The organism is Pantoea sp., assembly GCF_028283705.1.
Taxonomy (GTDB): Bacteria; Pseudomonadota; Gammaproteobacteria; order Enterobacterales; family Enterobacteriaceae; genus Pantoea.
Genome location: NZ_JAPWKD010000014.1, coordinates 184,993 through 197,424 on the forward strand (window position 1 = coordinate 184,993; position 12,432 = coordinate 197,424).

The 12,432-nt window shown below is 52.6% G+C and carries 14 protein-coding genes; 2 read left to right on the forward strand and 12 right to left on the reverse strand.

What is annotated here, in order from left to right; translation table 11 throughout:
- Window positions 1–58 precede the first annotated feature (58 nt).
- Window positions 59–1,168, reverse strand: a complete 1,110-nt coding sequence (locus PW844_RS12520) for an alkene reductase (protein WP_299451971.1) — start codon at window positions 1,166–1,168, stop codon at window positions 59–61.
- Window positions 1,169–1,858: 690 nt separating this feature from the next.
- On the opposite strand from PW844_RS12520, the gene PW844_RS12525 reads away from it, so the two are divergent.
- Complete coding sequence (locus tag PW844_RS12525) at window positions 1,859–2,482, forward strand: RES family NAD+ phosphorylase (RefSeq protein ID WP_299451972.1); 624 nt, start codon at window positions 1,859–1,861, stop codon at window positions 2,480–2,482.
- A gap of 6 nt (window positions 2,483–2,488) precedes the next feature.
- Here PW844_RS12525 and PW844_RS12530 read toward each other — a convergent pair whose 3' ends face one another.
- The 4 genes from PW844_RS12530 to PW844_RS12545 all read right to left on the reverse strand — a co-directional run bounded on the left by PW844_RS12530 (window position 2,489) and on the right by PW844_RS12545 (window position 5,164).
- The gene (locus PW844_RS12530) at window positions 2,489–3,169 is read right to left on the reverse strand and encodes a helix-turn-helix domain-containing protein (RefSeq protein WP_299451974.1); all 681 of its coding nucleotides are present in this window, start codon (window positions 3,167–3,169) and stop codon (window positions 2,489–2,491) included.
- Between the two features lie 118 nt (window positions 3,170–3,287).
- Window positions 3,288–3,680, reverse strand: a complete 393-nt coding sequence (locus tag PW844_RS12535) for a putative quinol monooxygenase (protein WP_299451975.1) — start codon at window positions 3,678–3,680, stop codon at window positions 3,288–3,290.
- 29 nt (window positions 3,681–3,709) lie between these two features.
- On the reverse strand, window positions 3,710–4,111 hold the full coding sequence (locus PW844_RS12540) for a nuclear transport factor 2 family protein (protein WP_084879026.1): 402 nt from the start codon (window positions 4,109–4,111) through the stop codon (window positions 3,710–3,712).
- A gap of 135 nt (window positions 4,112–4,246) precedes the next feature.
- Window positions 4,247–5,164 carry a LysR family transcriptional regulator gene (locus tag PW844_RS12545; protein WP_299451976.1) on the reverse strand — a complete coding sequence of 306 codons (918 nt, stop codon included), beginning with the start codon at window positions 5,162–5,164 and terminating at the stop codon, window positions 4,247–4,249.
- Between the two features lie 141 nt (window positions 5,165–5,305).
- Here PW844_RS12545 and PW844_RS12550 point away from each other — a divergent pair, with 141 nt between their 5' ends.
- Window positions 5,306–6,235, forward strand: a complete 930-nt coding sequence (locus PW844_RS12550; protein ID WP_299451977.1) for a VOC family protein — start codon at window positions 5,306–5,308, stop codon at window positions 6,233–6,235.
- A 50-nt stretch (window positions 6,236–6,285) separates the two neighbouring features.
- Here the strand turns inward: PW844_RS12550 and PW844_RS12555 are convergent, their stop codons facing one another.
- The 7 genes from PW844_RS12555 to PW844_RS12585 all read right to left on the reverse strand — a co-directional run bounded on the left by PW844_RS12555 (window position 6,286) and on the right by PW844_RS12585 (window position 12,386).
- Window positions 6,286–6,666, reverse strand: coding sequence for a hypothetical protein (locus tag PW844_RS12555; RefSeq protein ID WP_299451978.1), 381 nt, complete (start codon window positions 6,664–6,666; stop codon window positions 6,286–6,288).
- Window positions 6,667–6,904: 238 nt separating this feature from the next.
- Window positions 6,905–7,690, reverse strand: coding sequence for a TIM barrel protein (locus PW844_RS12560; RefSeq protein ID WP_299451979.1), 786 nt, complete (start codon window positions 7,688–7,690; stop codon window positions 6,905–6,907).
- A gap of 9 nt (window positions 7,691–7,699) precedes the next feature.
- On the reverse strand, window positions 7,700–8,971 hold the full coding sequence (gene otnK, locus PW844_RS12565) for a 3-oxo-tetronate kinase (RefSeq protein ID WP_299451980.1): 1,272 nt from the start codon (window positions 8,969–8,971) through the stop codon (window positions 7,700–7,702).
- Window positions 8,965–9,630, reverse strand: coding sequence for an aspartate/glutamate racemase family protein (locus tag PW844_RS12570; protein ID WP_299451981.1), 666 nt, complete (start codon window positions 9,628–9,630; stop codon window positions 8,965–8,967). Before PW844_RS12570 ends, otnK begins: the two co-directional genes overlap by 7 nt.
- A 38-nt stretch (window positions 9,631–9,668) precedes the next feature.
- A complete protein-coding gene (locus PW844_RS12575) occupies window positions 9,669–10,361 on the reverse strand; it encodes a substrate-binding domain-containing protein (protein WP_299451982.1) in 693 nt (230 codons plus the stop codon).
- A gap of 37 nt (window positions 10,362–10,398) precedes the next feature.
- Window positions 10,399–11,037: an aldolase gene (locus PW844_RS12580; protein ID WP_299451984.1), complete on the reverse strand. Its 639-nt coding sequence runs from the start codon at window positions 11,035–11,037 to the stop codon at window positions 10,399–10,401.
- A 17-nt stretch (window positions 11,038–11,054) separates the two neighbouring features.
- A complete protein-coding gene (locus tag PW844_RS12585) occupies window positions 11,055–12,386 on the reverse strand; it encodes an MFS transporter (protein WP_299451985.1) in 1,332 nt (443 codons plus the stop codon).
- Between the last annotated feature and the right edge of the window lie 46 nt (window positions 12,387–12,432).

Below are 12,432 nucleotides of genomic sequence, written 5' to 3' on the forward strand. Positions count from 1 at the left end.
CTGTATATATAGGTATGCAATCTTTGTCGTGGTGTATGACTTCAAAGGATGATTATTTTTAAGACTGACTTGCCACGTTTTCCAGAGCCGGATAGTCCACATATCCTTCAGCTCCACCGCCGTAGAATGTGGCGCGGTTGTAATGATTCAGTGGTGCATTTACTGCGAAACGGGCGGGCAGGTCCGGGTTAGCAATAAATGAACGGCCAAATGCGATGGCGTCTGCTCTCCCTTCACGGATCGCTTCATCAGCGCTCTCGCTGCTAAATCCCCCCGCCAGGATAAGCGTTCGTTTCCAGAATGGGCGAAGCTGATCAACTGATTGCGGCTCACCGATCTGCATACCTCCACCGCCACGGGCTTCAATAATGCTCACGTAAGCAATATTGAGCTTTTCCAGCTGTGGGAGAACATAGCTGTAAAGGGCTACTGGATCGGAATCGCCAACATCGTTGTAAGTGCCAAAAGGTGAAAGGCGAACACCCACGCGCTCTGCGCCACAGATCGCACTGACTGCCTCTGTCACCTCAAGCAGCAAACGAGCGCGGTTCTCAAAGGAACCACCATAAATATCGGTACGTTGGTTTGAACTGTCATGCAGGAACTGCTCCAGCAGATAACCATTGGCACCGTGAACCTCAACACCATCGAATCCCGCAGCCATAGCATTACGGGCAGCCTGGCAATATGCTTCGATAACTCCCGGAATTTCCGCAAGTGTTAACGCATGAGGAGTTTCATACTCAACCTTTTCCCATTTGGGCGTCAGTGAAGTTTCAGTTGTAATCGGGATAGCTGACGGGGCCACGGGCAGGGTATTGCCAGGCTGAAAGCTGGAGTGCGATGAACGACCAACGTGCCACAGCTGCAGGAAGATAAGCCCCCCTTTTGCGTGAACGGCATCAGTCACTTTTTTCCATCCTGCGATTTGTTCCTGAGAATGAATGCCGGGCGTTGCCGGATATCCTTGCCCGCCTGGCGTTATCTGGGTTGCTTCAGAGATAATCAGGCCCCCTTCCGAAGCACGCTGTCCATAATATTCAGGTGCTAATGCGTTTGGCACGTTACCTTCTCCGGCTCGCATACGAGTCAGAGGTGCCATAACCACGCGATGTTTCAGTGTGTATCGCCCCAGCTCAAGTGGGGATAAAAGTGCATTCAAAGACATTTAATGACCTCAGTGTCTGTTGGACTTTAAGCGATAACTACTGTTAGATACCGCGCATAAATAATAATATGACCGGTCGTCTTGAATAAGTCAACATACCTTCTTGACTCAGTTTGGCTGGTACAGATCCGAAGCAGGAAGATACCGGGTTGATTGGTAATTAGAAGATGAAGCGCTTTTATTTGAGGCAGCTTATGCACCGGCGCATCGATGCCGGATTGTGCCAGCAGTTATTCAGATGATTGCTCAACAGCAGCTGGCGCAATGCCAGCAATGGACAGGATAACCCTTGAAATTCTAAGAGAGCGCAAACATGCCAAAAAATAAGCAACTGAACGTCTGCTCATGGCACACAGCTGACGCAAGTTATCACAAGCTGATGCACCTTCTGCTCTCTGGCTGGTCCCGCTGAACTGCAACATATGAGTTTTGATTTCAGTAGCTGGAATCTGATGGCGAATGGCAAGGTAACTTCAGCGCGAAAAGTATAATGTTCAGAAAAGTTATAACGATTCAGGTGGGATACTACCTTTAATTTGCCTGTCATCAACAGGGTTACGTATGATACCCAGCACCAGCCACTAGAAACATTGCCTTTATACGCAAGGGGGACTCAATAATGAAATCAAAATCAGAAAGCCCCCAAACGATAAAGAAAATCAACCTGTTGCATCCTCAAAACCGACCGTCATGAGCGAACATGACAAAGCCGTGCTTGCCAAAATAGCGCAGTTGCCGGATGACCTTTTCGGTAAATGTGAACGGCAAGTGGACAAAGGCACGAAAACCTATCGCCTTCAGCGCGAATCCCATGGTGGAAATAGCGTCTTTTTCAATCAGGATGGCGAGGACTGTCGTTACAATCTGGTGGATGGAACAACAACAGGCGCGATGTACCTTGCCGAATCCCCTGAGACAGCCTTAAAAGAAGTATTCCAGAACAAAAAGGGCCTTAAAGAGTCAGACCTCGATGATTATTTTATGGGGGTTATCGTGCTGGAAAAAGACATGAAGGTGTTGCAGATTCAGGAGCTGATTAAAGGTTCCCGGCTGACCCTGAATGATGTCACGACGTCAACGCGTGCGGTCACCCAGCAACTTGCGCGGAGAGTACATAAAGCAGGGTTTGATGGCATGTATTATCCGTCGAACGTCACCGGCGAGGAGTGTCTGGTGCTCTGGCACCACAAACCTGCAGGAGAAGGGGTTGCCACCACACTTGAGCAAACCTGTCTGAGCGACTATGAGCTGGAGGGCAGGGAAACGGCTGACATCCTTGTCAATGACCTGGGCATTTCCGTCGAGGAAGGATAAGCGTTATCAGGCCGGATCCTGTGAGCCAAAAAGCCTTGCCAGACGGTGCAGCTCTTCCATCACCATCGGGGCGGGATTGCTTTTCAGCACTTCAGCAACGGTGAAAGGTTTTCCGTTAGATGGATAACCGTCCAGCACCGTATTACGCTCTTCCATAAAGAAAGAATACTGCATACGGTCGCTGAATTTTCCTAAGTGCGCCAGCAACTCTTTCACGCCTTTGAGGACACCGTCTTCTGAGATTTTTTCGTCATCGGTAAACTGAAAAACGGGATAGTAAAATTCCCCATCCAGATCGATGGCGAGCAGCCTGCCATTTTTTCTCCAGGTATTCACCGTGGTTTTGGTTTTACCGAGGGTCGTGGCCGCCTCTGCTGTTGACAGCACACCGCCGTCAGCCGCAAGGGTCTGAGTGAACATGATCTTGCTTTTCAACCGTCGCTGGAGGCGCTTTTTCTCTTTGGTCTGACTCTGGATCGCAAGTTCGGTACTGTATTGCGCAATCAGGTTGAAGGCGAAAACCAGGTCTGTCTGCGCCATGTTTTCCGCGCTGACACTGGTTTTACCCGCTCGGATATTGTCAGCCACTTCACCGATGATGTTGAGCAATCTGTCTGCGGAAGTGACGGAAAAAAGACTGTCGGAGGAGCCAGCATGCGCATGGCGTTTATGCGTGGTTGTGGTCATAAATATTCCCTCCTCTTTTCGATTTTATCTCCTGAATACTACTGCAAATCGAAAAGTTGCGCAACATTTGCTCGCATGGTCTGCCACCAGCGCGATGGCTGGCAGCCGCTTATATCACTCAGGACGAGACTTTGCCGCGCGGATCGTCAATATGCTGTTTTGCCACGTCATAGCGGATGCCTTCCCGATGAAGGATACGCACATTTTTTACCACCGTCGCCAGCGCCTTGAGGAAGGTTGCGGAGTGTTCATGGCGTTCATAGGCTTCAATGTCTGCCCAGCCTTCTGATAAATGGAAGGCGTCGGGATTCACTAAATCCCGTGAAAAGGCATAGAAGACACACCCCGGCAATTGCTGTGCTGCCTGCATTTCAGGCTTAACTGCTTCGATAAATGTCTGGCGGTCATCCGGATGTACGCGGTAGTAAGCACTGACGATGATTTCAGTCGGTTGCGTTTTGTCATGGTCGCCCGTAGATGAGATGCGTGTGTCGATAGTTTGCTGATTCATTTCATGCTCCTGATGATTTAAAAAGTGACTTAGCCCTGTTCACCGGAAAACGCACGCCATGCGGCCAGCGTATCCAGTGATTCCCGCAATAGTTTGATCTTGCCGTCTTCTGCCACCAGACGACCGGCATAGGTCTGTTTATAGACGCGGTCAGTACCTGCAATGCCCGCTTCGACACTGTATTCACCGAACGCCTGGGTCGGCGTATCAATCAGGAACTGAATATTACGGAATTTAAAATCCGGAACCTTGTTCAGCAATCCGGCAATAAAGGCTTCGATTTCCTGCGGACCCTGCACACGATGCGGCAGGCCCAGCGTCTGGAGATAGGGTAATTCCAGCACACCGTCAGCGGCGAAAAGGGCAGCGGCGGTGTGGGGGTTCTGGATGCTGTCGAGATAATTTTGCAGTAGCTGCACGGCTGTTTTCATGATGCATTTGCTCCTGAAGTTGTCATGGTCCGCCCGGTTTCGGCGGTGTGAAATCACAATAATCAACTTCGGGAATTTGCAAAACAGCAAAGAATGAAACCCATCATTTCAATTGTGAATTGATGGGCGTAGATATCAGCCGCGCCAGCGCCAGTCGGGTTCACTCAGATGACGGGCAAAGAAGTCGGAGAGCACTCTGACCTTGAGCGGGCGACTGCGCGAGGTCGGGGTGACGAAATACAGGCCGCCCTGGGTCATGGTCCATTCCTCAAGCAAACGCACCAAGCGACCATCGCGCAGATACTCAGTCGCGATAAATTCCGGTAGTTCAGAGATACCCAGCCCTGCAAGTAACGGTGGGAGCAGCGCATCGGAATTTGTCACCCGCAAAGGGCCGTTCGGCACAATGTCTTCCTGTAAGCCAGTAGTGTGGGTGAAACGCCATACCTGACTGCGTGCGCGATAGGCATAACTGAAACATTGGCGTGTGGAAAGTTCCCTGGGATGACAAGGGGCACCGTGCTCAGCAAGATAAGCCGGGGTCGCTACAAGGAACTGTGTCACCGCGCACAGGCGTCGCGCCACCAGCGAGGAATCCGGCAATGCCGCAATACGTAATGCCGCATCGAAGCCTTCGGCGATCAGATCCACCGATGCATCGGAGAGATGCAGGTCCACACTCAGCTCCGGGAACTGGCGCATCAGTTCTGGCATCAGCGGTGCTACCCAGCGCAGGCCAAAGGACATAGGCACGGCAAGGCGCACCTGCCCGCGTGGCTGAACGGAAAGCTCATGAGCTTCACTCTCGACTTCTTCTGCCTGACGATACATCTCCGATGCTTTCGCCGACATGCTCTGACCGAACTCCGTCAGCGCCAGCTGGCGGGAGGTACGGTTAAACAGCCTGCCGCCCAGTCGCTCTTCAAGACGGGCCACGGCACGTGACACCGTAGGTACGGATACGCCCATCACACGCGCCGCGGCGGCGAATGAACCTTCTTCTGCCACCTTGGCAAACATCGCCAGTCCTTCAAAGTCGGGGAATTTGTTCATTTCAAATCTGCAATGATGAGTTTCAAACCATTCTATTTTGAAGGGAACGATTCGTCGATATGCTTTTTCCATCGCGACAACAACCGCTGTCGTTAATGACAAACAAACATTGAACAGCAAACTGGAAAAAGGAAGACATAAATGAAAATCAACCACATCGCTTCAACTCTCTTCGCCTCCACGCTGTTACTGGGCATGGCCAGTGCATCCGCTCCGGCATTCAGCGCGTCTGCGTCACCGGTGGTGAGCATTTCGGGCGTGGATCATGCTGGCATCAACGTGCCGGACATTGGCAAAGCGATTGCGTTCTTCCAGACCACCTTCGGGGCGCAGCTGGAATCAGATATTACTCCCGGAGCCATTCCCGACGCCTGGAAAGCCGCATTTAACTGGCGTCAGTCCAGCGACTTAAAGCGCTTTGTGATGATGCGTTTGCCGGATGGCACCGGGGTTGAGCTGTTCCAGTACAGTGGTGAGCAGATCAATCATCAGCATCCACATGAAGATGACGATGCCGCCACCCATATTGCGCTGAGAACGGCGGATGTCCTGTCCAGCTATCAGGCCATTAAAAAGGCGGGGCTGAAGACGCTGAACGAACCCGTGACCAACGCCGACGGCACCCAGTGGTTTTACTTCCTGACGCCGTGGGGTTCGCAGATTGAACTGGTCGGCAAGGTGAAAAAAGGCACAGATGTGAACATCGGCACCCAACAGGTTGCACCATCAGGTTTGCAACAGTTAATCGATCGCCATTTTGCTATCTGGAACAATACCGATGCGGTTGATCGGGCAAAAGGATTCGCCGATGTCTACACGCCAGACTTTTTCGTTGCCGATTATGATGGCCTGTTCGAAGGCGCTGAACGGGTCACCGCCGCGATTAATCGAGTGCAGTCGCAGCATCCCGGGTTTATCTTTACCCCGGCCCCAGTCGAGTGGAATCATGGCGTTGCCAGAGTGACATGGGGTTATGGTCCTAAAGAGGATCCGTACCGGGTGCGTGGCGAGGATGTGATGACTGTCAGCAACGGGAAACTGTCGAGCGCGCGGGTATTTCTCAATAAATGACACTGATAGCTGGCAGGTAATATTATCTGCCAGCGAATCATCCTGTTAGTTTAAGGGGTTCTTTCAAACGGACCGGTGTAATCAAAAAAACCGTTACGGCAATCCAGAATAACATTTGCCGAGTATTTTCCTTTTTCACCAAGAACCAGCAGCTCGCCGGACCAACTGTTATCGGCGAAGGTTGGATGAGTAATAAAGGTCACCTTTGAGAATCCAATGGCGTTGGGGCTTTCATCTTTTGCCGCCATGCGAAACCATGACTGAACAAATTCGGTTTTTACCTGCTCAGCATCAAAATTGGGACAGGCTTTCTGAAACTCTTCACTGGCAGGGAAAATTCGGGAAAAAGCCATCATGAGAAAGAGCGCTGAAACTGTCAGAACTACGCCGATAAATATCATCAGTAAACTGTAAGCGATTTTTCTTACCATCCACGAATCTCCCTGTGTGATACACGCTTTTCAACCCTGTACCGGACTGCAGTATGCAGCTCGCCAACATTGGGTAGCGGGTATAATTACCACTCTATTTACACCTTAAACCAGCCTGACAGAGTCACGTATGTAAGGAAGAATATACGATAGTATCTCCCCATTTTGCATCCCAAAGAGATATGACAACCGATGTTCAAACGATAATGCGGTGGATATTCACCACCGCTGTATTATCTTACTGGACGAAATCACTTAACCATTTCAGACCTGCAACGGTCTCAGTCGCAGGGCGATATTCACAACCCACCCAGCCCTCGTAGTTAAGCTCTGTCAGCGCATTGAAAATAAAAGACCAGTTAAGTTCCCCGGTACCCGGCTCATTGCGGCCAGGGGAGTCAGCAACCTGCACATGCCGGATATGAGGGAAAAGCTCCCGCATACGTGCGGTGACATCGCCTTCGCTGCGTTGAACGTGGTAAACGTCAAATAACAGCCCCACGTTTGCTGCGCCGACATCGCGGATAACCGAATAAGATTGCCCCTGCGTCCTGAGGATAAAGCCAGGAATGTCATTTGGGTTCACCGCTTCCAGAACAAGAGTGACATCATTGGCCTGTGCAGCCGCCCAGCGCACATTTTCAACCAGCGTGCTATACGCGGCATCAAAACTGACATCCTGCTGGCGAATCCCGGCCTGGAGATGAATCATCTGGCAATCCATCCCGTTGGCGTACTCCAGCGACTTCAGGAAGTCACTTCTGAATGCGTTGATACTGTCAGGGTGACACGCCTGACCGGAAGCCTTGACGGTACCGGGCTTTCCGGTTGGTGTATTGATCAGCAGCTGCCGCAGACCGCTGTTGTTGAGCAAATCCCGGAATAACGCGATGGGGCGATCATAGGGCCAGGCAAATTCAGCCGCTTTGAAACCTGCCGCTGCCGCAGCATCATAGCGCTGCTCAATAGGTAACTCGGTGAAAAGCCATTTCAGGTTGGCACTGAACTTCAGTGGTGTGGTCATTTCGCCTCCTTATTTACCCTGCAACGTGGTCACGGCTTTGGAAAAGAAGTCGGTAGAGCCGAAATTCCCCGATTTGAGCGCCAGCGCCAGCGGTTTTTCGCCGGGAGATAACAGGGCAGGTACGCCAGTATCAATCTCATTACCGATTTTCAGCTCCCCAAGATGCAACGCACTGACCACCGCTCCCGATGTTTCACCGCCGCCGACAACCAGCCTGCGAATGCCGCTGTCGACGAGGCTTTTCGCCGTCGTACCGAACAGCGCATCGAGTGTGGATGAAACTTGCTCGCGGCCATACGTATTCTGAGCGCGGATGACATCCGCCTTGTCCCCTGAGGTAAATACCAGCGGTGATTTACCCTGATTGGTTTGAATAAAATCGACTAGCTGTGCGGCGTTCACTTTCCCGGTCATCACGTCATCCACGCTAACCATCATCACAGGATGTGATTTGGCATGCTCTGAGATCTGCCGCAGGGTGGTACTGGAACAACTGCCAACCAGTATGGCTTCCGGACCATCAATATGCGGCACATCACTTTGTGAACCGGAAGCCAGACCCCGGGCGATGAAATTATGCGGCAAACCCATGGCAATCCCTGATCCACCGGTAAGCAGGCGCGAGTCAGCACTGGCTTTGGCGATGGTAATCAGATCCTCATCGCTCAGTGCATCAATGATGGTCAGCGTATCGCCATTGGCGGCAGATTTATTCAGTGCCTCACGTAACGCTTCTGCGCCTTGATGCACTGTTTGCCAGGCAATAAACCCCGGCGTGCTGGTGGATTGCTGTTTCAGCACGCGGCGAATATCGGCATCCTTCATTGGCGTCAGCGGATGATGTTCCATACCAGACTCATTCAACAGACGATCCTGGACAAACAGATGCCCCTGATACACCGTCCGGCCCATGGCAGGGAAGGAGGGGCAGACCGGCACCGCTTTTTCACCGAGCAGGCTCGCAAGCGCCTCAGCCACCGGGCCAATGTTGCCATCGGCCGTTGAGTCGAAGGTTGAACAGTATTTAAACACGATTTGCTCGCAGCCCTGGGCCAGTAACCAGCGACAGGCCGCCAGTGACAGTGCAACGGCCTCCGCTGCCGGAACCGAACGGCTTTTAAGCGCAATCACGCCTGCTTCTACATCCAGGGACGCTGCCTGTTCCGGGGTGGTCAGATAGAGTGTCGTTTTGAGGCCACCTTCACCCGCAATGCCTTTTGACAAGGTCACGGCAATGTCGCTCGCCCCGGTAAAATCGTCAGCAATCACACCTATCAGCATGATGTCCCCCCTGTTTGCGATTTCATGAGGTTTACGGCGGCGTCAGGTGCACTCAGAACAGGGACCGACACGTTTTCTTTCACCGCCGCCATCGCACGGGAAGTGGAAAAATGCGCCAGCATGATGACATCACAATCTGCCAGTTCATGAGCGCGCGCCGCAATCAGGCGGTTGTGCGTATCTGCATCGCCCTGACGTAAAAGATCGATAGCATCATCGACCACAATCGTTTTCAGCGTGGCGTCGCTGCCACTCTCGGCGACAAACTCATTGAACTCTTCGGTCATGGTGATCACCGCGGGCGCGAAGGTCGCCAGCATACCAATGCGTTTTCCCTGCTGGAGTGCAGCACGGAACATCGCTTCATTCGGTTTCAACACTGGAATGGGCAACTCAGCGGCCATTTTATCAATCGCCGGGCCAAAGGCGGAGCAGGTTACCAGAATCCCGGCCGCGCCCAGGCTGAAGCCATAGTGACCAAAGCGCACAAAACGGTCGATCAGATTGGCAGAGAGATCGGTTTCGCGGGCACGATCAAGGGTAAGACCATCGTCGAGCAGGTTGACCAGCTCGGCTTCGGGCCAGAGTGTTTTGAAGCTTTGATGAATCGGTTGCATGGCGACAGGTGTGGCATGCAACAGGACAATGCGTTCGGACATAAAATCACCACTCGTATAGGGATGCTGGACGGCAAAAGTTAGCGACACATCAGGCCGTTGCTGGCATAAGCCGCACGACAGGGTTCAGTGAGCAAATAATGGATAAAGGACTGCGCACGGGCCCAGTCGGTGCAATCATTCATCACCGCAATCGTGAACGGCGTCAGATGCTGAAGTTCATCCGGGAATCCAGCCACAATGGTGATGCCCTCCACCATCATCAGTTCGCTCATTTGCTGGACAGCAAGATCCGCCTCGCCTGTCAGCAATTTTTCCCCGGTAAAACCCTGGGCGATTTTCGTCGCTTTCGGCTCCACCAGCTCCAGCACGCCCTGTTCAGCCATAATTTTTTGCAGATAGATACCGCTTGCGCCGCCGAGGGAGTAGGCGACGGAGCGTGCCTGAACCAGCGCAGCCAGAAAGCCTTGTTTGGTGGCAATGTCCGGGGGTGTCTGTCCTTTGGGTACGGCGACGCCGAAATAAGCCGTGGCCAGTTTGAAACAGTTCTCCGGTTTGATTAACCCCTGCCGGACCATGCCCGCAATGGCATCATCGGTCGCGATAACCACATCGGCATGAAGTCCCTCGGAGAGTTTCTTCTCAATAATGGTGGTGGGGCTCCACTCGAAGCTGAGATCGGACTCATGTTGATAGCTGGCTAAAACTCCCCGGTCAAAGGGGGCGCGTACCGCGAGGGTGCTAAAAACTTTCAGTGTCTTAGCGTGGATCATGGGTCACTCCAGAAAGTTAAAATGTGAGGGCTGTGCGTTACCACCGGCAGTCGAACGTATCGAACAGTTCCTGCAGGGCGGCGTCACTCAGGGCGTCGGGTTTCGGATGCGTCATCAGCCAGAGTTTTGCCGTTTCTTCTAACTCTTCGAGGATTTCCGCCGCTTTAGTGACGCTGGGTCCCCAGATGACCGGGCCGAGACGTTCCAGCATGATCCCTTTGACTGTGGCCGCCAGCTGACCGGCCTGAACCGCAACCTCAGGTGAACCCGGGCGACAATAGTTGATAAGCGGAATCTTGCCCACCTTCATCACCTGATACGGCGTAACAGGCGGCAGAATCGCTTGCTGGCTCCATACCTCACCCAACGTCATCGCCACCAGATGCGTTGAATGGGTATGAACGATGCCTTGCACGGCATCGTTGTTGGCATAAATGGTGCGATGTAGCGTTAACGTTTTAGAGGGCTTACCGCCATTAACCCATTCTCCCTCAGCATTCACTTTGGCAATCATGTCTGGCTCAAGTGTACCGAGGCAAATGTCGGTCGGTGTAATAAGCCAGCCGTCATCCAGACGTGCGCTGATATTCCCTGAGCTGCCGACGGTAAAACCACGCTGATACAGGCTACGTCCTGTCTGGCATATTTCTTCACGAATGGTGATTTCATGAGACATCTTTATACCTTCCCGATTTAATTTGCGTGCTTCGTTGCGCCATGCGACGGACGCTGTGACGCGTTCTCATCCGCATCTGATGCCCCTAAACCCAGCGGTTCAATTTTTCCCACGATGAAGATGTAAGAGAGCGCACCGATCAGACAGATAATGCCGGTGGCAACCAGTGGGACTTCATAAGAACCGTTGTTCATCGACAGCATGATCCCGGTGAATGAGGAGCTGATAATGCCTGCCAGGTTACCGGCGAAGTTTTGAATACCGCCGATGGTGCCAACGTATTCGCTACCTGGTGCGACATCGGCAGGCAGCGACCAGACCACGGCGGCCGAAAAGGCAATGCTGGCGTAAGAAATGGAAAGCAGCGTAATGATCAGGGGAATGCTGTCGGTGTATGTCGCCAGGCTAATCACTGACGAGAGCAGCAGCCCCAGAACCAGGCAGGATTTACGGGCGAATGTCAGGCTGAAACCTTTGCGAAACAACCAGTCAGACAGGTAGCCACCTAACATACTCGCCGGAATGCCTACCAGCGGCGGGATCATCCCCAGCGTGCCCAGTTGTTTCAGAGAGAATCCCTGGCTGGCCATCAGATAGGACGGAAACCAGGTCAGGAAGAAGCTGAGCGCAATATTCAGGCAAAAGAACGACAGCATCATGCCCCACATGGTGCGGTAGCGGAACAGGAACAACCATTCCTTCTTGCCACTGCTTTTGGCTTTTGCCGGGCCACGATCCGCGATCAGATTGTCTCGCTCGACTGCGTTGAGTCCTTCTTTCAGTTCCGGTGTGCGGTAAATGATGTACCAGGCGATGGCCCAGATAATGCCGAGGAAGCCCGTGACAATAAACGACATTTCCCAGTTCCAGGTACTGATGATCCAGGCCACCAGTGGCAACGCCAGTGCTGAACCGGCTCGCGGACCGGCATTAAAAATACCGCTGGCGGTGGCACGATCCTTTTTCGGGAACCATGAGTAAACGACTTTGGCACAACCCGGGTGACCTCCGGCCTCGCCAATGCCGAGCAGCATACGCAGGCCCATCATTGAGAGCAGTCCACGACCACAGGCTGTCAGCACGGTGAAGACAGACCACCAGGCGACCGCAAGGGTCAGCCCCAGGCGCTCACCGAATTTATCCAGCAAACGTCCGGCAGGGATTTGCATCAGGGCATAGGTCCAGAAAAATGCCCCCATAATAAAGCCCATACTGACATCATCTAACCCCAGGTCATGTTTGATATGCGGGGTGGCGACGGAGAGGTTAACGCGGTCAATATAATTGATAGCCATGGCAATAAAGCACATGATTATCATAAACCATCTGATCTTAGGGTAGTTACGCATTATAGTTTTCCTGTTGGCTAACGTTTTTTCAGCACGAAAAATCCTG